Genomic DNA, 21,359 nt, shown 5'->3' with positions numbered 1-21,359 from the left:
AATCTTTGTACTCCTTTCACCCTTTCAAAAAAAATAGGAGTTCACAGCATGCGGCTTGATATCTTGGGGCCAGTCCGTGTCGCTAACGAGAATTCCGTCGAGGTAATAGGGGCGCAGAAGGTCGAGATTCTCCTTGCGACTCTCGCCATCCGCTCCGGCCAGGTGGTCAGCGTCGACCAGCTCATCACCGAGATCTGGGGCGACGAGCCACCGCGCAGCGCCATAGCGAGCCTGTACGTCTACGTCTCGCAGGTGCGGAAACTTCTGCGCAGGCCCGGGGCGGCGGCGAGCCCCGTCGCCACCAGCCCTTCCGGATACATGCTGACGCTGGGGCCGGGCGAACTCGACTTCCACGACCTCACCCGTCTGGTGAAAGAAGGCCGGGTCCAGCTCAGGAACGGCGCGCACGAGGACGCGGCCCGCAGCTTCGAAGAGGCGCTCGCACTGTGCCGGGGGCCGCTGCCCACCGCGGCGCGCGGCCCCATCCTGCAGGGGTTCCAGGCCTGGTTGGACGAGATCCAACTGGAGTGCAGGGAGGGTCAGATGGAGGCGCGGATGGCCCTCGGGCACCACCGCGAGCTCGTCAGTGACCTCTATCTCCTCAGTACCGAGCACCCGCTGCGCGAGGTGTTCCACCGGCAGCTCATGCTGGCGCTGCATCGCAGCGACTGCCGGGGCGACGCCCTGCTCGCCTACCACCACGCCTGCCGGACCCTGCGGGAACAGCTGGGCGTCGAACCCGGTCCCGCGCTGAAGGACATCCAGCGTTCGATCCTGATGGACAACGGCCGCTGACGGGCGGGCTGAAGGCCGGCCGTCAGCGCGAACCGGAGCGGGCCACGATCTGTTCCAGGTCGCGGATGACCTCGGCGGGAGAGGGCTGGGCCGCCAGTTCCTCGCCGAGCCGTGCGGCGGCCTCCTTGAACGACGGCTCCTCCAGCAGCCGCACCACCTGCTCCCGCACCCGGCTGCCGTCCAGCTCCTCCGGGGCATCCCCCCGGAGCCACAGGCCGGCGCCGGACCGCTCCAGCCGCGGGCCGCGCTCGCCGATATCGGGAACGGCGCGGCCGATCACCAGCTGCGGCACCCCGTGGGCGATCGCCTCCAGGAATCCCGGCACACCGCCATGGTGGATCACGGCCGAGCACGACGGGACGACGGCGTGCAGCGGGACGAACTCCACCAGCCTGACATTGCCGGGCACCCGCTCCAGCTCCCGCTGGAACCGCTCGGGCAGCGTCACCACCAGCTCGATGTCCACATCCGCCAGCGCGTCCAGCATCCCCTGCATCTGTTCCAGAGAGATGGCCTGGTGCCTGTCCGCCTGCTCCAGGCTCAGTCCGAAGGTGGCGAGCACCCGCGGCCTGTCCGGGTCGCGCCGGGCCCAGTCCGGCACGACCGACGGCCCGTTGTAGGGAACGTAGCGCAACGGCAGATGCGGCAACGGCGACTCCAGCCGCAGCGACCCGACCATCTGCTCGATCACGAACCGCCCCGTGACCATCTCCTCGCCGAACTCGCCCCCGACCTTCCGCGCCCACTGGCCCAGCCAGTCCGCCAACGGGTCCTCGCGGTCCTCGGACCGCTGCTCCTGACGCACCCTCAGGAAGTGCCGGCGCATCCGGCCCACCACGTCGAGTTCGGTCAGCATGCGCCCGTGCGGGACGCCGATCGCCGTGGCCGCGACCGCGCCCGCGTGACTGAGCCAGTCCCACAGCACCAGATCCGGCTGCCACCAGCGGCAGTACTCCACCAGCTCCTCGACCATCGCGTCGTTCATGGCCGCCTGGGTCCGCTGCGTCATCCGGTAGGCCCACCGCAGGCGCTCCCAGGTGAGCTCCTCCTCGCGGTTCTCCGCCAGGTCGGCCAACAGGTCGCCGCGCTCGGCGAGTTCCTGGACCTTCGCCAGCACCTCAGGGACCAGCAGCGCGTCGAGCTTGGCCATGACCGGCTCGTCGGAGCCGACGGGCACGGCCGGCAGCCCCGATGCGGTGACGGCATCCGTCAGCTCCGGGCCGCTCGCGACGCGGACCTCGTGCCCCGCCGCCTGCAGCGCCCAGGCCAGCGGCACAAGCGCCTGGAAGTGCGACCGCCAGGGAATACAGGTGAACAGGACTCGCATGCCGATCAGCTCCTTCAGGAACTCCGCACCCAGCCGGACGCAGCGACCCTCACCCGGCCACCTTGGGCCGGTCTTGGCCCGCTCTTGATGTCCCGGGCCGGGCGGCCCCCTCGAAGTCCCCGCGCTCCTCGTCGGCCCCGCTCCCCCAAGACGCGCATTAGACCGGCTTAGGACGGGCCCCCGACGATGCGGACTCACCGATCACGAGGGGGCGTGGAGCGCATGAAGGGGATCATTCTGGCGGGCGGCAACGGCACCCGCCTGCAGCCCCTCACGTTCGCGGGTTCCAAACAACTCGCTCCTATCTACGACAAGCCGATGATCTACTACCCGCTCTCCGTGCTCATGCTGGCGGGCATCCGGGACATCCTCATCATCACGCGTCCCGCCGACCTCCCCGCTTTCCAGGCGCTGCTGGGCGACGGCCGCCAGCTGGGGCTGTCCCTCGACTACGCCACGCAGGACGAGCCGCGCGGCATCGCCGACGCCTTCCTCGTGGGGGAGAACCACATCCGCGGCGAGCAGTGCGCGCTGATCCTCGGCGACAATCTCTTCCACGGCGCCAACCTGCCCACCATGCTGCGGCGTACCGCGCTCAAGATGGGCGGCTGCGTGCTGTTCGGACACGAGGTGGCCGACCCGGAGCGGTTCGGAGTCGCCGAGATCGACGCGCGGGGCGAACTCGTCTCCATCGAGGAGAAGCCCCTCAAGCCGCGCTCGAACCTCGCCATCCCGGGGATCTACTTCTTCGACGCCCAGGTCGCGGACATCGCCAGAGACCTGGAGCCGTCCTCCCGGGGCGAACTGGAGATCACCGACCTGCTGCGCGTCTACCTGAAGATGGGCACCGCCGAACTGGTCTGGCTCGGCAGGGGCGTCACATGGCTGGACACCGGCACTCATGAATCCCTGCTCGAAGCGGGCACCTTCGTGAGGGACACGCAGCGCCGACAGGGCACCCGGCTGGGCTGCATCGAGGAGATCGCCATGCACATGGGATACATCGACCCGGACGACTGCCAAGCGCTGGGTGCGACCATGGGCAACTCGCCCTACGGCGAGTACGTCATGGAGCGGGCGCGCCTGTGCAAGGCGGGCGTGCTGCCTCCGCTTCCTTCGGAGGGGCTGTGAATCTGCTGGTCACCGGCGCCGCCGGTTTCATCGGCTCCGCGTATGTACGGATGCTGCTTGCGGGCGACACCGCACAGCGCGGCGGGGTGTCCCAGGTCACGGTGCTGGACAGCCTGACCTACGCCGGGAGCCTGGCCAACCTCGATCTCGGCGATCCCCGGCTGACGTTCGTCCGGGGCGACATCTGCGACGCCCCGCTCGTCGACAAGCTGATGCAACAGGCCGGCCAGGTGGTGCACTTCGCCGCCGAGTCCCATGTGGACCGCTCGATCGCCTCCGCCGACGCTTTCGTGCGCACCAACGTCACGGGCACCCAGACCCTGCTGGACGCCGCGCTGCGCCACGGCATCGACCGCTTCGTGCACGTGTCCACGGACGAGGTCTACGGCTCGGTCGAGAGCGGCTCGCGCACCGAGCAGGACCCCCTCGACCCCAACTCCCCCTATGCCGCCTCCAAGGCGGCCTCGGACCTGCTGGCCCTGTCGTACCACCGCACCCACAGCCTCGACGTGCGGGTCACCCGGTGCAGCAACAACTACGGGCCGCGGCAGTTCCCCGAGAAGATCATCCCGCTGTTCCTCACGACGCTGCTCGACGGCGGTGACGTCCCGCTGTACGGCGACGGGCTCAACCGGCGCGACTGGCTGCACGTCGAGGACCACTGCGCGGCCATCGAGCTGGTCCGCGCCGGCGGTGTCGCGGGCCGTGTCTACAACATCAGCGGCGGCATCGAGCTGAGCAACCGGGAACTGACCGCCCGGCTGCTCGCGGCATGCGGCGCGGACTGGGTACGCGTACGGCACGTACCGGACCGCAAGGGCCACGACAGGCGCTATGCGATCGACTGCACCAGGCTGCGGACCGAGTTGGGCTACAGCCCGCGGCACGACTTCGAATCCGGGCTGGCCGAGACCTTCGCCTGGTACCGCGACAACCGGGACTGGTGGGAGCCCCTCAAGCGCCGTCGGTCCGCGTGAGAGCGCGGACCGACGCGCACGCGGCGCCGGCCACGGGGCCGCGGGGCGGTCTGCCCGCATGACCGCGACTACTGCCCGCGGACCCCGTGCCGGCTCCGGTGCGGCGGCTACCCCGCCAGGATCTCCTCGGCCGCGCTGTCGAGCGTGACGAGCACCCACTCGTCGAGGTCGATCCCCGCGTGCGACGCGGCACTGTGCCACCGCCGCATACGGCCGACCGGAACGGCGAGCCGCTGGGTCGGTTCGGTGCCCTGGCTCTCGTCGGCGATCTCGTCGTCCTGCGCGAGACGCACCGCTTTGCGCAACTGCTTGGTGCTCCACTCGTGGGCCTCGCACTGGTCGAGCCAGTGCTCCTGCTCCGCCTCCGGCAGCGAGGCGACCTCGGCATGGTGCTGGAAGCTGAGCGAGGCCCGCCGCCGGTCTATGGCGAAACAGCGGGAGACCCAGGCGTAGTTACGCAGCGTCTGATACCGGAGGCCGACAGCGCGAATCCCCCGCTCGTATCGATCGCAGTAGTGGTCCTTCCCGTATATCAGCCAGTCACCGAGCCACCAGGAAGACGAATTCAGGATCCCGGAAAGCTTCCGCCCCGTGTTCTCCCAATTCTCGAAGGACAGACCGGCAGGGATTTGAAGGCCGACGTTCGTCGTCAACACCTGGCTGCGATGCGGGTTCTCGGCCGGAGCCCTATGATGCCCCACGTCCGTCTCGACATCATTCGGGCGATTTAACGCAGTTCTTTTCTCAGGCCGTACTGTAGCCATATTTCCCCCTGTAGGACGTGTTACGGGCCACGCACGAGTCAGGTGTCGAGCCTGCCGCAACACCTTAGTTCGACGGACAAGTACATCCCATGGCCGTGGACCGGGCAAGGGTTTACCTGCCATCGCCGGGCACCGTTCCCGGGCATGATCGGCCGGCCCGGGCAGACACCACACGAGCCACATCCGCATGACCTGCACCACCTCCGCTTTGCCCATGGAACCGCGCCGGAGCGCCGCAGTTCCAGCAACGTGCAGACGGACCGCGTGGTTCCTCGACCGGGGCGGCAGGACGAATCTTCCTCGCGCCAACCCGGGTTTCGCGGGGGGAGTTTGCAGCCGCACTCGGGGAGCCTCTAGTGATTGTCTAGTCGCCAGGACAGGACCGGGAGCGCCGGGAGGCCAAGTGCCTCTCTTTCACGTGCCATTGAGAACCGCGCAACGAGCCGAATCCATCGACGTAGAAGAAGGAGCATGGAGTGACGAGCACGCGCAGCCGCGGCGGCTGGATACGCCAGTACCACTCTCCGAGGGGCGATGCCCCGACCCTGGTCTGCTTCCCGCACGCGGGAGGCTCCGCCTCGGCGTACTTCGCCCTGTCGGCCGCCCTTTCCGAGGGAGCCGAGGTGCTGATCGTGCAGTACCCCGGCCGGCAGGACCGCCTGGACGAGCCCGCCCTGAAGGATCTGGGAGAGCTGGCGGACGGAGCCGTCGCGGCTCTGGGGCCTTGGTCGGACCGCCCGTTGACGTTGTTCGGGCACAGCATGGGGTCCGTCGTGGCCTACGAGGTCGCGCGCCGGCTGGAGCGGGGGCTGGGGCCCGGCCCGGCCGGGCTCATCGTCTCGGGCAACATGGCGCCGTCCGTCGAGCGGGACCAGGGCATCCACCTGATGGACGACGAACAGCTGATGGCGTGGATGTCGGAGCTCGCGGGCACGCCGCCGGCCGTGCTGGCGGACAAGGAGCTCCTGGCCACCGTCGTGCCCGCGCTGCGCGGTGACTTCACGGCGCTGGAGAGCTACCGCCACCCTGAAGGCAGCTCCGTCGCGTGCCCCATCAGCGGCTACGTGGGCGATCGCGATCCGCATGTACCGCGGGACGGCCTTCTGCGCTGGGCCGAGCACACGACGGCGGAATTCACCGTGCAGGTCTTCGAGGGCGGCCACTTCTACGTCGAGGACCAGGTGCGGAACGTGGCCCGGAGCATTCTGCGGGACCTGTCCGCGTTCGTCTCGCGGCCCCCGGTGCGCCACCCGCTCGCCTGAAAGCCCGGCCGCGCTCTTGGCCGGAACCCTCGCCTCCAGCGCGTCCGCCGCGCCGCCGAGCGGTGCCACCGTCGAACAAACGTAAGGATAAATCAGGCATAAGAACTCATATCGTCCACCGGGCGCCCGGGCCGCCTCGACCGATTAAGACATATCTCGATGGTTGACACGCGTTATATCGCGTGCCACAGTCCGAGGCAGGGTCCGGTCGCAGGTCCAGCCTGCGTCGCCGAGTGCCCCCCATGTCTACGATCCTCAGACCACAGGAGTGCTCTATGCCGGAAGCCATCCATGCCGAGGGACTGGTGAAACACTTCGGCGACGTACGGGCGGTGGACGGTGTCGACCTGGACGTCCCGCAAGGCACCGTGCTCGGCCTGCTGGGCCCCAACGGCGCGGGCAAAAGCACCACCGTACGGATCCTGACCACGCTGCTCATGCCGGACGCCGGGCACGCGACCGTGCTCGGTGCCGATGTCGTCAAGGACCCGGACGCGGTGCGTCGCTCGCTGGGCATGGCGGGGCAGTTCGCCGCGGTCGACGAGTACCTGACGGGCCGGGAGAACCTCCAATTGATCGGCCGGCTTTACCAGTTGAGGAAGCGCGACGCCGCGGACCGCGCCGCGCAGCTGTTGACGCTGCTGGACCTCACCGACGCCGCCGACCGGCCCGCCAAGACCTACTCCGGCGGCATGCGGCGCCGGCTCGACCTCGCGGCGGCCATGCTCATGAAGCCGCCGGTGATGGTCCTCGACGAGCCCACCTCGGGCCTGGACCCCACCAGCCGCCAGGTGCTGTGGGACATCATCCGCGCGATGGTCGCCGACGGTACGACGCTCCTGTTGACCACGCAGTACCTGGAAGAGGCCGACCAACTCGCGGACTCGATCTGCGTCATCGACCACGGCCGGGTCATCGCCTACGGCACGGGCGACGAACTCAAGGCGCGCGTCGGCAGCGATCGGGTCGAGCTGGTCCTGCCCGAGGGCGAGGACTTCACGGGCGCCAGCCTGGTGATGGCCTCGGAGGGCCAGGGCGACGTGTCCATCGACGAGCGGGCCCGCAAGCTGATCGTGCCGGTCTCCGGCGGTTCCCGCTCGCTCGGCTGCATCATTCGCAGGCTGGACGAACTGGGCGTCCCCTTCGATGACGTCGCCCTGCGCCGTCCGACCCTGGACGACGTATTCATCACCCTCACCGGTCGCTCCGCCGACACCGGTGAGTCAGCCGAGGACGTTCGAGTGAAGGAGTCCGTGAAGTGACCGTTCTGCCCCCGCCGCCCGCTGTCCGGCCGCCCACGGCGGGCGCCATCGGCCAATCGATCCGTGACTCGTTCATCATCGCCGGCAGCGGGCTGCTCCGGGTCAAGCGTGCCCCGGGCATGATCTTGTTCATGCTGATCCAGCCGACGATCTTCATCGTGATGTTCACCTTCGTGTTCGCCGGCTCGGTCAACATCGGCGGCACCACGGACCGTGCGGCCTTCCGCGAGTTCAACGTGGTCGGCATCATGGCCCAGACCGTCATCTTCTCGGTCATCGCGACCGCCGCGGGCGTCGCCGACGACATGCGCAAGGGACTCGTCGACCGGTTCCGCTCGCTGCCGATGGCACGCGGTGCGGTGCTCACCGGGCGCACGCTGTCCGACGCGGTGACGATCGGGCTCATCCTGATCGTGCTGGGCTGCGTCGGAGCGGCGGTCGGTTGGCGCTTCCACGAGGGCGTTCCCAAGATGCTGGCCGGCTTCGCGCTGATGTTCCTCCTGGGATACGCCTTCACCTGGGTCGGCGCGCTGACCGGACTGGCCGCGCGCTCCCCGGAGGCGGCCTCGTCGGCTCCCATGCTGTGGATCCTGCCGGTGTCGTTCATCTCCAACGCCTTCGTGGACCCCACTCGGATGTCGACGCCCTTGCGGTACATGGCCGAATGGAATCCGTTCAGCGCCACCGTGCAGGCCGCCCGCACGCTGTTCGGCAACCCGGGTACCGGCGCGCGAAGCGCATGGCCGATGCAGCACCCGATCGAGGCGTCGCTGATCTACTCGGTCATCATCATCGTCGTCTTCCGGACCTTGGCCGTGCGCAAGTACCGGCGCACCGCCAGTTCCTGACGAACCATCGACACGCGCACGAGGGGACGGCGCGAGGGACGGATCTGCGGATCCGAACCTCGCGCCGTCCCCTCGTGCGCGTGGAGGTGCGCGTTACGTCATCCGTCCGCGGCCGCCCCCTGCGCGTAGTACGGCACATAGGTGTCCAGGAGGTCGTCCAGATAGCTCTCCGCGCTGTGCAGCCCGGGGCGGAAGTCCGGAACATGGCTCCGCAGGCGGCTGACCGAGACGCGGGTGACGGCCGTGGCGCCGGGGACGTGGGTCCGGATCGCGCTCGTGCCCAGCCGTTTCTCGATGCCGTCCACGATCGCCTCGACGGGCTGCGGCAAGCCGGACGCCGCGTTGAGGACCTCGTCCCGCACTCCCTGGTCCAGCAGCCGCCCGATGACCTCGACGAGGTCCCGTACGTCCAGCAGGTCCCGGTGAACGCCCTGGCGCACGCGCACGGCGCCCGCCCGTACCTGCCGCGTCAGTCCGGGCAGCAGCTGGTGGGCACGCTGGTGCCGGCCCACCAGATGGCTCAGGCGCAGGATCAGATGAGGGAGTCCCGCATCGCGGACCGCCGACTCCAGCGCCAGCTTGTTCCTGCCGTAGCCCGCAGGCGGTGCCGCCAGATGGTCCTCTTCGGCGCAGAGGGCACCGGTAGCCCCGTACACCGCGAACGAGGCCGAGGAGAAGAACAGCACCGTGCGGTGCCGCCGCCCGCACTCGCGCAGGACCTCATGCACCAGGCGGGCCTCCCGGGCGAACTCCTCGGGTGCGACGGTCGCATGACTGGAGACGCCCGCCGCGATCGCGGTGACCTCCGGGAACCGGTCCGAGAAGGCCTCCGACAGAGACCGGGCGAGAAAGCCGTTGCCGATGATCTGCACGTGGCGCACCCCCTGCGGATCGAGAACGCATGCGGTGGATCATCGGAACCGCGCATGACGGACCGTCAGTTTCTGCAGGCCGACGGTCCCGTGGATCCGGATCCGCGGCCCGCCGGAACCGGCGGACCGCCCGGGCTTGTAGGACCGCCCCTTCAGCCCGGTCTCCATGTCCTTGAGGTCGACGGACGCGTGGCGCGGCACGATGATCCTGACGCGTCCCACGCCGACCCGCAGTTCGAGGTCGACGACCGAACTTTCGAGGTCCGCCCGGGACAGGTCCAGATACACCCGCGCGAGGGGTGTCGCGACGATGAGCTCCGCGGGCACCCGCCATCGGCCGCGCCGCAGGATCAGCTCGCCCACCGTGGCGATCGTGAAGCGGTCGTCCGGGTTCCGCGCCGGGAGCCCGGCCACGGCCACATCGAGCTGGCCCTGCGTCCTGGCGCGCAGCACCTGGTCCAGGCACTGGTCCAGCTGCTGGTGGGTGAGCTGCCCTTTGCCGTACGCGTCCTTCAATAACTGTGTGGCACGGTCTCGGTCATCGTCGTCGATGAGTGTGTTCGGGTCCTTCGGCCGGGAAGCCAAGACGTCAACTCCCATGTCACATCGCTGAATTGCCTGCGTGAATCGCCTGCGTGATTCCCGAGGCAGTCTCTCACGACAGGCGAGTGCGCGGGCCGCCCCGGGCCCGGGCGGCACGATCGGACGAATCAGCTCTCGTCCCTCGTGTCCCGCTTGCGCAGGCGCGGCGTGCGGGCCTTCGGGGCAGCGTCGACGATCTGCGCAAGCGCCGCGACGTCGGGGGCCGCGTACACCTGGTTGATGAGGACTCTGACCCCCAGTTTTCTGCTGATCCGGCCGGTGAGTCCGGATGCCAGCAGGGAATCGCCGCCCAGATCGAAGAAGTTGTCGCCGATACCCACCTGGGAGATGTGCAGGACATCGGCGATCAGGGCGCACAGTTCCTGTTCCGTCCGGGTGCGCGGCGGGGCGGAGTCCGCGCGTGCGACCACGGGCTCGGGCAGCGCGGCCCGGTCCAGCTTGCCGTTCTGATTGAGCGGAAGCGCCTCCAGCAAGGTGTAGGCGGACGGCAGCATGTACTGCGGCAGAACGTCCCGCAGACGCTCACGCACATCGTCGACGAGGGCGGTCGGGCCGGACCACCGGCACGGCGCCGGCGCCGTGCCGGCTGCGGGGCCCGGGTCCGTGCGGCGGCCGTCGTGGCGCCGGGCGTAGACGTTGTAGAGGACCGTGTCGTGCAGCAAGCTGCTGCCCTGTTCGCTCACGACCTCGAAGCCGTGCCCCTTGAGGAGCGCCTCGACCTCGGCCAACCTGCCGTCGACGTCGTGGAGTTCGATGGCGAGCTGCCGGATGCGCGGCCAGTGCTCGGGGCGGATGCCCTTGAGGACCTCGTGCTCGGCGCCCTCCACGTCGATCTTCATCAGGTCGATCCGGTCCATGCCCTCCTCCTCGACGATCTCCGAGAAGGTGCGCACGCGGCAGGTGAACGAGCGGCTCTCCAGGCGGGACTCGACGATCTCGTCGATCATGTCCCGCGCGGCGGCGCCGGACCGCGCGCCGTCGGCCGGCTTCGCCTTGTTGCGCAGGTAGGCGCGCACCAGATCGCGCGCCTCCGGCGCGGTCGCGGCACGGGTGGAGTTGACGGTGTTGTGCGGATAGAAGGTGAAAGTCTCCTCGTGCGCCGTCGCCCCCAGGCCGCAGTCGAACAGTCTGGCGCCGAGGCCGTGGAGCTCGGCGTTGCGGCGCAGCGAGTCGTGCAGTGGGGGCAGCGGTTCGAAGGCGTAGAGGCGGCCGTCCGGATTGCGGCCCGACGCGAACAGGGTGAACAGGCCGATGTTGGCGCCCACGTCGACGATCGTGTCGCCGTTGTCGATGGTGATGCCGCCGCGCAGATACTCCTCGCGCGTGAATATCTCGTCGTAGACGAAGTCCGTCTCGCTCGCGTTGTGGTGGAACACCGCCATCCCATTGGGCAGTTCGCGCACCGGCGGGCGGGCCTCGCCCTCGGTGCGTTCCAGGCGCAGCAGTGCGCGTACCGCCGATGCGCGGTCCGCGGCGGGCACGAGGTAGGCCACCAGGCGCTTGTCCCCGTCGCCGTGGTCGCGCACCACGACCCGCGCGTCCTGGACCGCAGGGTGTTCGGTGAGCCTGGCCTCGATCTCGCCGAGCTCGATCCGGAACCCGCGGACCTTCACCTGGTCGTCGTTGCGCCCCAGGTAGGCGAGGGTGTCGTCGGGCCGGCGCCGGACGAGGTCCCCCGAGCGGTACATGCGTGCGCCGGGCTCCGCGGCGAACGGGTCCGCGAGGAAGCGCTGGGCGGACAGTCCCGGCCGGTTCAGATAGCCGCGTGCCACGCCCGCGCCACCGACGTACAGCTCGCCGACGACACCGGCCGGCACGGGCCGCAGGTACCGGTCGAGCACATAGGTGCGCAGATCGGGCAGGCCGCGGCCGACCGGGCTGACGGCCCGGTCGGGGTCGGTCCCGGTCAGGAGGTGGTAGGTGGTGTGCACCGTGGTCTCGGTGATGCCGTACATGTTCACCAGCCGGGTGCCCCGGTTGACCGCGCGCCGCAGCCACGGCTTGAGCAGTGCCGGGTTCAGTGCCTCGCCGCCGAACACCACCACCCGCAGGGCGTGTTCCGCGCCGTCCTCGCCCTGCTCCGCGATCAGCTGGTGGAAGGCGGTCGGTGTCTGGTTCAGCACCGTCACCCGCGAGGCGCACAGCAGCCGGTACAGGTCCCTGGGGCTGCGCGCGACGTCCTGCGGCACTACGACGAGGGTGCCGCCGTGCAGCAGCGCGCCCCACATCTCCCACACCGAGAAGTCGAAGGCGAAGGAGTGCAGCAGCGCCCACACGTCCTGCGCGCCGAATTCGAAGTGTTCCCGCGTGGTGGTGAACAGCCGGACGACGCTGCGGTGTTCGACCGTGACACCCTTCGGGGTGCCCGTCGAACCCGACGTGTAGATGACGTACGCGCCGTGGTCCGGCCGGACTCCGGTGTCCGGCAGATCCTCGGCCGGCAGTCCGCTCCACCGGCCGGCGTCCGCGCGCACGTCGACCACCGGGACCGGCGGTACGCCGAGGTCCGGGTCCCAGGGCACGTCGGTCAGCACCAGGCGCGGCGCGCTGTCGCGCAGCACCAGGGCCGTCCGGGCGGCGGGGGAGGCCGGGTCGACCGGCACGTACGTGCCACCGGCCTTGAGTACGGCGAGCACGGCGATCACCAGCTGCTCGGTCCGGTCCAGGCGCAGCGCGACCGGGACCTCCGGCCCGATGCCCAGGCCGCGCAGATGGCGGGCCAGACGGTTGGCGCGTGCGTTCAGCTCCCGGTACGACAGGCTGCGGCCGCCCGCGGTGACGGCGACCGCGTCGGGGGTGGCGGCCGCCATGTCCTCGAACCATGTGTGAACGCACCGGTCTGGCGCCCGCGTCACCGGCGCCTCGTTCCGCTGCGCCAGGACCCGGCGGCGTATCTCGTCGTCCAGGACGGGCAGTTCGAGGGCGGAACACTTCTCGGCCCGGTCGCGGTGGAGGGCGTCGACAAGTCGCGTCACCGCGGTCACCAGGTAGTCGATGACGGACTCCGGGTCGTGGGGCAGTGCGGCCCGCCCCTCGACGGCGAAGCGTCCGGCGCGCTCGCCGATCGCCACCGTCACGGACTCGGCGCACTCGTCGTCCGTGGTGCTCCCGTGCGCGTGCGGGCCGCGGAAGTCGAGGGTCGCCTCGTACCGCGAGGAGTGGACTGAACGGCCGGGGCCGCGCAATTCCCGGTCCATGGTGTGCACCAGGTCCCGCACGCTCATCCCGGACAGGTCGATCCGCACCGGCCGGGTCTCGCCGGCGGTGGTGCTGTGGAACGTCACGTCCGCGCGTCCGCTGAAGATGGACACCGCGAGGGCCCAGCCCGCGTGGAAGAGCGCCGCCGGTCCGGTCCGCAGCTGCTCGGCGCACCGGCGGACGCGTTCGCCGACGAGGGGGTCGAGGATCCGGCTGCCAACGGGGAGCCCGGCGTGGCCGTCGGAAGTCGGCCGTGCCGGTTCCGCGGCGACCAGGTCCGCCAGCGGCGCCCGTACGTCCGCGGCGAGCCGTTCGAGTACGCGCCCGTACAGTGCGGCGACCTCGTGCGCGCGCTCCTGCTGGAGCAGCTCCCGCTGGAACTGCAGGTTGAGCCGCAGCTGGTCGCCGTCGGGATGGGCGAAGACCGTCACCGGGAAGTGGTTGAGGGAGTGCAGGCCGATGCCGGTGACGGCGAAGCCCGCGGCCTCGGCCGCCTCCGCCGCGGCTTCCCTGTCGAGCGGGAAGGACTCGTAGCCGATGACGGTGTCGAACAGCGTCGGCAGCCCGGCGGCGCTCTGGATCTCGCCGAGTCCGCAGGGCGGGCGGCCCAGCAGGGTGCCCTGCCCCCGCTGCAACCGCTCCAGCAGCTCGGCGGCGCTCTCCCCCGGGTCGCATCGCACCCGTACCGGCACGGTGTTGATGAACGTTCCGACCATGCGGTCCGCGTCGGGCAGTTCGGCGGGCCGCCCCGCCACCGCGGCTCCGAACACCACGTCCTGACGATCCGTCAGATGGCCGAGGACGACGGCCCAGGCCCCCTGGACCACGGTGTTGAGGGTGACTCCGAGGTGGGCGGCCCGGTCCGGCAGCGCGAGGGCCGCGGCGGCCGACAGGGGTACGTCGATACGGTCGCTGCCGGTCGCCGAACCGGCGGCAGCGGCGCCCGCCGTGAGCAGGGACGGCTCCGTCAGGCCCGCCAGCTCAGCCGCCCAGGCGCGGGCCGCCCGCGCCGTGTCCTGCCGGCCGAGCCAGGCGAGGTAGTCGCGGTAGCTGGGGGCCGGTGGCAGCGCGGCGGCGCCCTGATCGGCGTACAGGCGCATCAGGTCCTGTGCCAGCAGTGGCAGGCACCAGCCGTCGAGGGTGGCGTGGTGCGCCGACAGGATCAGCACATGCCGGTCCTCGGCCAGGGTCAGCAGCGACATGCGCAGCACCGGTGGCACCGCGAGGTCGAAGTGGAGCGCCACGTCGCTTTCCAGGAACTGCCGGTGGGCGCCCTCGCGCATGGCGTCGCCGAGGCCGCTCAGATCGAGGTACTGCCAGGGCAGCTCGACGCCGTCGACGACGAACTGGACGAGGGTGCCGTCGGGCCCCGGCGCGTAAGCGGCCCGCAGGCCGGGGTGCCGGTCGAGCAGGGCCTGGGCCGCGGCGCGCAGCCGTGCGGGGTCGACCGGCCCGGACAGCCGCAGGGTGTACTGGACCTGGTAGGTGTCGACCTCGGCGGACGTCTCGTGCTCCATCAGCGAGTGCACCAGCAGCCCCTGCGGAAGCGGCGCGAGCGGCCAGACGTCGGACAGGCCCGGCCACTGCTGCTGCCAGTCGTCCAGTTCCTGCTGGGTGACGCCGGGCAGGAGCACGTCCGACGGTGTCAGGCCGCCCGCGCCGGTCCGCACGGCATGCCGGGAGAGCGCGTCGAGCGCCCGGTCCCACAGGTCCGCCAGCTCCCGCGTCCGCGCGGCGGTGAGAACGTCCCCGGAGCCGGTGAACACGGCTTCGAGGCGCGGGCCCTGGGGGGTGTCGACCACGGCGGTGCGCACGGCGAGGTCGACCTCCGCGCCGGGCTCCGGTGCCACGGGCGCGGCCCACCCCTGGGCCGGGGTGAATCCCGCGCCGGACCCGTCCGCTGCCGGCGCCGGGAACCGGCCCAGGTACGCGAAGGAGATCCGGCCGCTCGCCGACCGCTCAAGGGCCGCTGCGGTCCGGGAGTCGAGGTGGCGCGAAAGGCCGTAGCCGATGCCCCGGTCGGGCAGGGCGCGCAGCCGCTCCTTGACGGCCTTGACCGCGGTGCCCGCGGCGGGTCCGCCCGCGAACGCCTCGTCCAGGTCGACTCCGGTCACGTCCAGGCGTACCCGGGTGGTACCGGTCAGCCGGCCGACGGTCCTGGACAGGTCCGCCCCGGCCACCTCGGCGGCCGCCCGGCCGTACTCGTCCAGGCGGATCAGCACGGAGGGCGCGCGCCACTTCGCCAGGGCCATCGCGAGCGCCGTAAGCAGACCTTCCTCGACCCCGCAGCGGAAGGCGGCCGGGAGAGCGTTCAGGAGGGTGTCGGTGAGGGCGGCCGGGAGCAGGAGCCGGGCCTCGGCCGGTGCGCGGTCCGCGCCGTCCGCGAGGTGGCGGCGCACGTCTGCAACCGGGTCCTCGGCGAGGTGGTGGCGCGGGCCGGCAGCCTCGTCGGACCCCTGGGTGGCGGCAAGCCATTCGTCCGCCTCGGCCACGCGCGCGGGCCGGTGCGCCTCTTCGGCCAGGGCGCGGGCCACGGTCGCCAACGGCGCGGTGACCGGGAGCGGTTCGAGGTCGTGCCCGGCCCGAAGCTGCTGCCCGGCCGCTGCGAGGTCGGCGAGGAGGACACGCCAGGAGTGGGCGTCGACCAGAAGGTGGGGCAGGACCATCAGCAGCCGCCCCGCCGTGCGGCTGCCCGCGTCGAACCAGGTGAACTGCGCCACGGGGCCGGCCGCCGGGTCCAACCGGGCGGCGGCGTCCTGGAGTTCGGCCCGCACCAGACGGTGCCACTCCTCGGCCCGGTCGGTGCCCGGCGCGGCGTGCCACGGGGCGTCCGCGGCGACCCGGTGGATCAGCGGGTCCGCGGCGACCGAGCCCGGCGGGGCCACGACGAACCCGTCCGGGTCGGCTGCCGGCACGCGGATCCGGAGCAGGTCGTGACGGTCGATCAGCGCGGCCAGGACGGCGGCCAGTGCGGCCCGGTCCAGGCCTTCGGGAAGGTCCAGGAGCATCGCCTGGCAGTGCTGTGCGGCGCCGTGCCCGAGGTCGTGCAGGAGGCGGGTCGCCGGGAGGTGCGGCACTGGCCCCGCTGCCGCGTCGGGGGCGGGCTCTGCCGCGCCGATCGCGTCGGCGAGGCCGGCCACCGTGCGGGACTCGAAGATCTGCCGGAAGGAGACCGCCACTCCTCGTGCCCGAGCCCGCGAGGCGACCCGCATGGCCTGGATGCTGTCGCCGCCCAGCGACAGGAAGTCGTCGTCGATGCCGACCCGGGCGAGGCTGAGGACCTCGGCGAAACAGCCGGCGAGCACCTCTTCGGCCGGGGAGCGGGGCGCACGGTAGTCGGCCGCGCGGAACTGCGGCCGGGGCAGTGCCGCCCGGTCCGCCTTGCCGTTCGGCGTCAGCGGCATCTCGTCGACGACTATGATGGTCGCGGGCACCATGGCCTCCGGCAGCCGCCGGGCCAGGAACGCCCGCAGTTCGGCGGCGCCGAGTCCGGGCCCCAGGGTGAGCTGCCCGGCCCCGCCGAAGGGTTCGGCCTCCTGGGTCCCGGCTGCGGACGCCGGCACCACGAAGCCGACGAGTTGCTGCCCGCCGGTCCCGTTCTCGTGGACAACGACGGCGGCCTGACGGACCCTCGGGTGCGTCGCGAGGACCGCCTCCACCTCGCCCAGTTCGATCCGCTGCCCCCGCAGCTTCACCTGATCGTCGCTGCGGCCCAGATACTCCAGCCAGCCGTCGGCCCCGGCCCGGGCCAGGTCGCCGGTGCGGTACATCCGCCCGCCTGCGGGGCCCAGCGGATCGGCCAGGAAGCGCGTCGCGGTCTGCGCCGGGCGCCCCAGGTATCCGCGGGCCAGCCCCGGGCCCGCCAGGTACAGGTCGCCGGCCTGCCCGTCGGGGACCGGCCGCAGGTCGGCGCCGAGCAGATACGCACGGGCGTCCGTCATCGCGGTGCCGATCGGCGCCGCGCTGTCGCCGAGCGGTCCGGCGAACGTGGCCCACACGGTGGCCTCGGTCGGCCCGTAGGCGTTGAACAGCCGCCGCCCGGCGCCCCATTCGGCCACCAGGGCAGGGGTGCTGGCCTCTCCTCCGACCACGAGGACCCGCAGGTGGCGCAGGGCCGCCGCGGTGCCCGTGGGCAGGGTGGCCAGGACGCTGGGCGGCAGGGTCGCGTGCGTCACCTCGCGCTCCGCGAGGAAGGCGGCGAGCTCCTCGCCCACCAGTTGCTCCTGCGGCGGCAGGACGAGCAGGGCCCCCGTGGTCAGCGCCGTCACCAGGTCCCACACGGACATGTCGAAGCTGAGCACCGCGTACTGCAGCACGCGGGCGCCCGTACCGTTGTCGAGTTCTCCTACGCGCACGGCCTCGGCCCGGAGCGCGGCGAGCCCCGAATGGGTCACCGTCACCCCCTTGGGCCGGCCGGTGGAGCCCGAGGTGTAGATGACGTAGGCGGCGTTGGCCACGCTCTGCGGCGCGACCCGGTCCGCGTCGGCCGGGTCCGACTCCGGCGCGGCGCGCCGGGCCGCCGCAGGCTCCGGCGCGTCCACGACCAGCACGTCCGCCGCGAGGTCCGCGGGCAGCCGCCCGGCGGCGGCCCGTGTGGTGAGCACGGCCGCGGGGGCGGCGTCGGCCGCCATGTACGCGATGCGCTGCTCGGGATGGCTCAGGTCCCAGGGCAGATAGGCCGCGCCGGCCTTCATGACGCCGAGCAGCGCCGCGATCTGCTCGGCCGAGCGTGGCATCGCCACGGCCACGGTCTGCTCCGGGCCGATCCCGCGGCCGATCAGCCAATGCGCGAACCTGTTCGCCGCCGCGTTCAGTTCCTGGTACGTCCAGACGGTGCCCGCGCTCTCGACGGCCGGGTGGTGCGGCGTCTCCCGTACGCGTGCCTCGAACAGCTCGGTGAAGGTGGCCGAAGGAACACCCGTCCCGGCGAACGGCGCGTCAGCGGACGATCCTCGGGGGTCGCTCACGAATTCTCCAGAGTCTCGGGACGGCATGAGGGGATCGAGGGCTACCTGGCTGAGCTCAACGAGACCGGCAGACTGCTGTACCCGTGCAGGAAGTTGGAGTGGATCGGCCTGGCCGGGCCGTTGGGCACAGCCTCCGCGACATGGGTGCGCAGGGCGGACAGCAGGGCGGCGATCTCCGCCCGGCCCAGGTAGGCGCCGGGGCAGAAGTGCGGTCCGTAGCCGAACGCCACATGCTTGTTGGGGGTGCGGCCCAGGTCGAACGAGCCGGGGTCGGCGAAGAGGCTCTCGTCGTAGTTGGCCGAACTGTTCCAGAGCGTGACGACGTCGTCGGCGCGCAACAGCCGCCCCCCGATCTCGACGTCCTCGCGGACCCGCCGGCCGAAGTGCATGGCGGGGCTGGCCCAGCGCAGCACCTCTTCGACCGCGCTCTCCACCGTGACGTCCCCGGACGTGAGGCGCCGCCACTGCTCCGGGTGCTCCATCAGCGCGCGCATGGCACTGATCATCGAGAGCCTGCTGGTCTCGTCGCCGCCGATGATGATGCTGTAGCAGTTGAAGATGATCTCCTGCTCGGTGAGCGGCTCCCCGTCGATCGTGCTGGTCGTCAGGACGCTCAGTACGTCGTCGCGCGGGTCCTTGCGGCGCACCGCTGCCAACTCCGCGAAGTAGAAGAGCAGTTCGTTGCGTGCGACGACCGCCTCTTCCGCGGAGCTACTCTCGTCCTCGGTGCTGAGCGCCTCCTTCGTCAGGACCAGCAGATCGTCGCGGTCCGCGGCGGGAACCCCCAGCAGGTCGGCGATGGTGGCCATCGGTATGTGCTCGGCGACGTCCTTGGCAAAGTCGCAGTCCCCGGCCTCGACCGCGCTGCGCACCAGCCGGTCGGCACGTGCGCGCACCCCGGCGACGACCGGTTCGAGCACCCGGGGCGCGAACGCCTTCAGCATCAAGTTGCGCAGTTCACGGTGGCGTCGGCCGTCCGTGACGGCGAGCATCTTGCCCGCCGCCGAGTCCCCGCCCTCCAGCAGCGTCGCCAGTACATTGCCGTACTCGGAGGTGAAGCGCTTGTTGTCCCGGTAGACCCCCATCACGTCCTCGTAGCGCGAGAGCACCCAGAAGCCGGGCACGGCGCGGCCCTCCACCTCGTGCCAGTGCACCGGGCTCTGCGACCGGAACCGGCGCCACATCTCCACGAGTTCGGCGTCGGGCGCGAGGAAGGTACGCGGGTCGGTGAGGTCGGTGCGTTCAACGGTCAGGGTGGTCACGATCGTTCTCCCGCCATTTCTCTCCCGATGTCCGGTCGCCAGGACATCCCTGACTGTCGATGAATTTGTCCGGAACGCGCGCACGGCGTGGCAGCGGCCTTGTCCGGCAACAGTCTGAATGAGAACATTGCCGCGCGGTTCAACGGCCGACCAATAGGCCGGTCAATTTCCCAGGACCGCCCATTTCGAACTCCGTGGAGTCTACGTGACCGAGAATCTCGACGGCTATTACTGCGTCACCGTGATACCCGAACCGGGCATCGCGGATACGAGTGAAGAGGCCTTTTCCCGGGCCGAATCCCAGGGGCTCATGATTCCGCTGGCACAGGTGTACCAAGCGAAGTCCTGGGTTTCAACGGGCGAGAACACGCCGCTGCTGCCTCAGGACGTGGTCAACGGTATAGGCCGGGACAATCTGCAAGCCATCGCCGAGGCGTCCGGAATCACGGTCGACGATGTCGTCGCCGAGGCGATCGAGAAGCTGCCGGCGCTGGTGGACGGAGCCTCTCCGGACGGAACTCTCAGCGTCGACCCCGAGAACCCGCCGACCGTCGCCCTGGGCGCCGCGAAGGTGCTCCTGGTGCGGATCTCCGCGTAGCACCGAAGCGGCGTGCCCCTAGGCGCCTATGCCGCCTATGCCGCGAGCGTGTTCAGGCACATGAGCAGGGTGCGGGCCTGGGCGCTGACGTAGTGGCTGTAGCGGGTGAACGCGGCGAGCTGATCGTGGGAGACCCAGCGGAACCCGGGCGGTTCCTGCACCGGCGCCTCGCTCTGCGTGGCCTCGACGACGAGGTACCGGCTCACCGCGTTGAGGAAGCGGCCCCCCTCCTCCGAGTGCAGCGCCGAGTAGCGGATGCGCGACGGCGGGGCGGACCTGACCAGGTCGAGGAAGGGCGGCTGCTCCCCCGCCGGCAGGTGCGCGTGGTTGCGCGGCACGCACTGCACCGTGGGTCCGAACTCAGCGTCGGAGAAGCCGGCTTCCGCGCGCGCGCTGACCAGGACGTGCGGCACACCGTCGAAGGTGCGCGTCAGGAAGGCGATGAGGCCCTGGTCGTTCGGTTCGAGCAGCGGCTGGGTCCACGCGCCCACCTCCCGGTTGCCCGCCCGCACCGACACCGCCATGACGCGGAAGTACCGTTCGTCGTCCCGGTGGATGGAGTATGCGTCACACGTCCAGCCCGGGATGTCGGCGAGCGAGACCGGCACCCCGGTGATGGGGGTCACCGATCGCCGCGCCGCGAGCCACGACAGCAGCTCGGTGTCGCAGTGCAGGGCGCGGGAACCGACGCCCCGGTACAGGCCGGCCAGGGCCGAGCGGGCGTCGAAGTTCACCGTGTTGTCGTGGCGCAGCAGTTCATGGATCTGCCCCAGGGTGAGCCAGCGGAAGTCCTCGTGGTCGGGGACCGGATCCGTCACCTCCACGACCATGTTCCGGTTGCGTTTGCGCCGGAACCACGAGCCGTGCTCGCTTTGCAGCACGTCCGACAGAACGCGGCCGCGGGAGCTGTCGGTGAAGTACTCCAGGTAGCGGACGTCCGCCCCTTTGTGGATCTTGGTGTAGTTGCTGTACGTGGCCTGCACGGTGGGCGAGATCTGCACCAGCCCGGGATTGCCCGGCTCCATCTTGGCCTGCATGAGAAAGTGCAGGACCCCGTCGAACTCCCGCGCGAGAACCCCCAGGATGCCGACCTCGGGCTGGGCGATGATGGGCTGGTGCCAGCTGCGGCGGTCGGGGTGCTCCCCCGTGCTGACGCGCAGCCCCTGCACGGTGAAGAACCGTCCGCTGCTGTGCACGAGGTTGCCGGTCTCCGGCGAGAAGGACCAGCCGTCGAGCTCGTCGAACGCGATGCGCCGCACCGTGAAGTCGACTTCCCTGCGGCGTCGTTGCACCCAGGCGGTGATGTCCGCCACGGACTCGCCGCGCCGTGCGGCCGCGGACCGCGTGATGCGCTCGGCCAGCGTGGCATCCGCGCGGTCCATGAGCTGCGGCCGGGCCTGACTGTCCATCACACTTTGCAACTCCGGCTCCTCACCCTGTCGATGATGCCGTCGGCATCGGTCTGCGCTGCGGCGAGTGTGGGCACTGCGGCT

General features: G+C 70.8%; 14 protein-coding genes. 7 read left to right on the top strand and 7 right to left on the bottom strand.

The features are described from left to right. Positions 1 to 48 precede the first annotated feature (48 nt). Entirely contained in the window at positions 49 to 795 is a 747-nt protein-coding gene (locus ACFC8N_RS25995; RefSeq protein ID WP_376290162.1) for a BTAD domain-containing putative transcriptional regulator, read from the top strand. Between the two features lie 22 nt (positions 796 to 817). Here ACFC8N_RS25995 and ACFC8N_RS25990 read toward each other — a convergent pair whose 3' ends face one another. Beyond that, a complete protein-coding gene (locus ACFC8N_RS25990; RefSeq protein WP_376290159.1) occupies positions 818 to 2,122 on the bottom strand; it encodes an activator-dependent family glycosyltransferase in 1,305 nt (434 codons plus the stop codon). A gap of 222 nt (positions 2,123 to 2,344) precedes the next feature. Here ACFC8N_RS25990 and rfbA point away from each other — a divergent pair, with 222 nt between their 5' ends. Beyond that, positions 2,345 to 3,253 (top strand): glucose-1-phosphate thymidylyltransferase RfbA, encoded by a 909-nt coding sequence (gene rfbA, locus ACFC8N_RS25985; protein ID WP_376290157.1) that lies wholly within the window; start codon positions 2,345 to 2,347, stop codon positions 3,251 to 3,253. After that, positions 3,250 to 4,230, top strand: a complete 981-nt coding sequence (rfbB, locus tag ACFC8N_RS25980) for a dTDP-glucose 4,6-dehydratase (protein ID WP_376290154.1) — start codon at positions 3,250 to 3,252, stop codon at positions 4,228 to 4,230. The genes rfbA and rfbB overlap by 4 nt, the downstream gene beginning before the upstream one ends. A 107-nt stretch (positions 4,231 to 4,337) precedes the next feature. Here rfbB and ACFC8N_RS25975 read toward each other — a convergent pair whose 3' ends face one another. After that, complete coding sequence (locus ACFC8N_RS25975; protein WP_376290152.1) at positions 4,338 to 4,886, bottom strand: LmbU family transcriptional regulator; 549 nt, start codon at positions 4,884 to 4,886, stop codon at positions 4,338 to 4,340. 584 nt (positions 4,887 to 5,470) lie between these two features. Between ACFC8N_RS25975 and ACFC8N_RS25970 the strand changes: the two genes are divergently transcribed. The 3 genes from ACFC8N_RS25970 (at position 5,471) to ACFC8N_RS25960 (ending at position 8,366) form a co-directional block, all read left to right on the top strand. Continuing rightward, positions 5,471 to 6,256 carry a thioesterase II family protein gene (locus tag ACFC8N_RS25970; protein WP_376290149.1) on the top strand — a complete coding sequence of 262 codons (786 nt, stop codon included), beginning with the start codon at positions 5,471 to 5,473 and terminating at the stop codon, positions 6,254 to 6,256. Positions 6,257 to 6,531: 275 nt separating this feature from the next. Next, positions 6,532 to 7,518: an ATP-binding cassette domain-containing protein gene (locus ACFC8N_RS25965; protein ID WP_376290146.1), complete on the top strand. Its 987-nt coding sequence runs from the start codon at positions 6,532 to 6,534 to the stop codon at positions 7,516 to 7,518. After that, positions 7,515 to 8,366 carry an ABC transporter permease gene (locus ACFC8N_RS25960; protein WP_376290143.1) on the top strand — a complete coding sequence of 284 codons (852 nt, stop codon included), beginning with the start codon at positions 7,515 to 7,517 and terminating at the stop codon, positions 8,364 to 8,366. The genes ACFC8N_RS25965 and ACFC8N_RS25960 overlap by 4 nt, the downstream gene beginning before the upstream one ends. Before the next feature lie 98 nt (positions 8,367 to 8,464). Here the strand turns inward: ACFC8N_RS25960 and ACFC8N_RS25955 are convergent, their stop codons facing one another. The 4 genes from ACFC8N_RS25955 to ACFC8N_RS25940 all read right to left on the bottom strand — a co-directional run bounded on the left by ACFC8N_RS25955 (position 8,465) and on the right by ACFC8N_RS25940 (position 19,268). Beyond that, positions 8,465 to 9,238, bottom strand: a complete 774-nt coding sequence (locus ACFC8N_RS25955) for an NAD-dependent epimerase/dehydratase family protein (protein WP_376290141.1) — start codon at positions 9,236 to 9,238, stop codon at positions 8,465 to 8,467. 39 nt (positions 9,239 to 9,277) lie between these two features. Further along, complete coding sequence (locus tag ACFC8N_RS25950) at positions 9,278 to 9,823, bottom strand: DUF1707 domain-containing protein (protein WP_376290138.1); 546 nt, start codon at positions 9,821 to 9,823, stop codon at positions 9,278 to 9,280. Positions 9,824 to 9,948: 125 nt separating this feature from the next. Next, on the bottom strand, positions 9,949 to 18,006 hold the full coding sequence (locus tag ACFC8N_RS25945; RefSeq protein WP_376290136.1) for an amino acid adenylation domain-containing protein: 8,058 nt from the start codon (positions 18,004 to 18,006) through the stop codon (positions 9,949 to 9,951). Positions 18,007 to 18,047: 41 nt separating this feature from the next. Next, on the bottom strand, positions 18,048 to 19,268 hold the full coding sequence (locus ACFC8N_RS25940) for a cytochrome P450 (RefSeq protein ID WP_376290134.1): 1,221 nt from the start codon (positions 19,266 to 19,268) through the stop codon (positions 18,048 to 18,050). A gap of 205 nt (positions 19,269 to 19,473) precedes the next feature. On the opposite strand from ACFC8N_RS25940, the gene ACFC8N_RS25935 reads away from it, so the two are divergent. Continuing rightward, positions 19,474 to 19,866 carry a YidB family protein gene (locus tag ACFC8N_RS25935; RefSeq protein WP_376290132.1) on the top strand — a complete coding sequence of 131 codons (393 nt, stop codon included), beginning with the start codon at positions 19,474 to 19,476 and terminating at the stop codon, positions 19,864 to 19,866. A gap of 35 nt (positions 19,867 to 19,901) precedes the next feature. Here the strand turns inward: ACFC8N_RS25935 and ACFC8N_RS25930 are convergent, their stop codons facing one another. Continuing rightward, a complete protein-coding gene (locus ACFC8N_RS25930; protein ID WP_376290246.1) occupies positions 19,902 to 21,275 on the bottom strand; it encodes an NDP-hexose 2,3-dehydratase family protein in 1,374 nt (457 codons plus the stop codon). Between the last annotated feature and the right edge of the window lie 84 nt (positions 21,276 to 21,359).

This window comes from Streptomyces sp. NPDC055966 (genome assembly GCF_042269865.1).
Classification (GTDB): Bacteria; Actinomycetota; Actinomycetes; order Streptomycetales; family Streptomycetaceae; genus Streptomyces.
Note: the sequence above shows the minus strand (reverse complement) of the source record. Positions and strands in the feature narration are given on the sequence as shown.

Bases quoted from the DNA above. Each gene is read 5' to 3' on its own strand.
- ACFC8N_RS25995 (WP_376290162.1), top strand. From the start codon at position 49: ATGCGGCTTGATATCTTGGGGCCAGTCCGTGTCGCTAACGAGAATTCC.
- ACFC8N_RS25990 (WP_376290159.1), bottom strand. From the start codon at position 2,122: ATGCGAGTCCTGTTCACCTGTATTCCCTGGCGGTCGCACTTCCAGGCG.
- rfbA (WP_376290157.1), top strand. From the start codon at position 2,345: ATGAAGGGGATCATTCTGGCGGGCGGCAACGGCACCCGCCTGCAGCCC.
- ACFC8N_RS25965 (WP_376290146.1), top strand. From the start codon at position 6,532: ATGCCGGAAGCCATCCATGCCGAGGGACTGGTGAAACACTTCGGCGAC.
- ACFC8N_RS25930 (WP_376290246.1), bottom strand. From the start codon at position 21,275: ATGGACAGTCAGGCCCGGCCGCAGCTCATGGACCGCGCGGATGCCACG.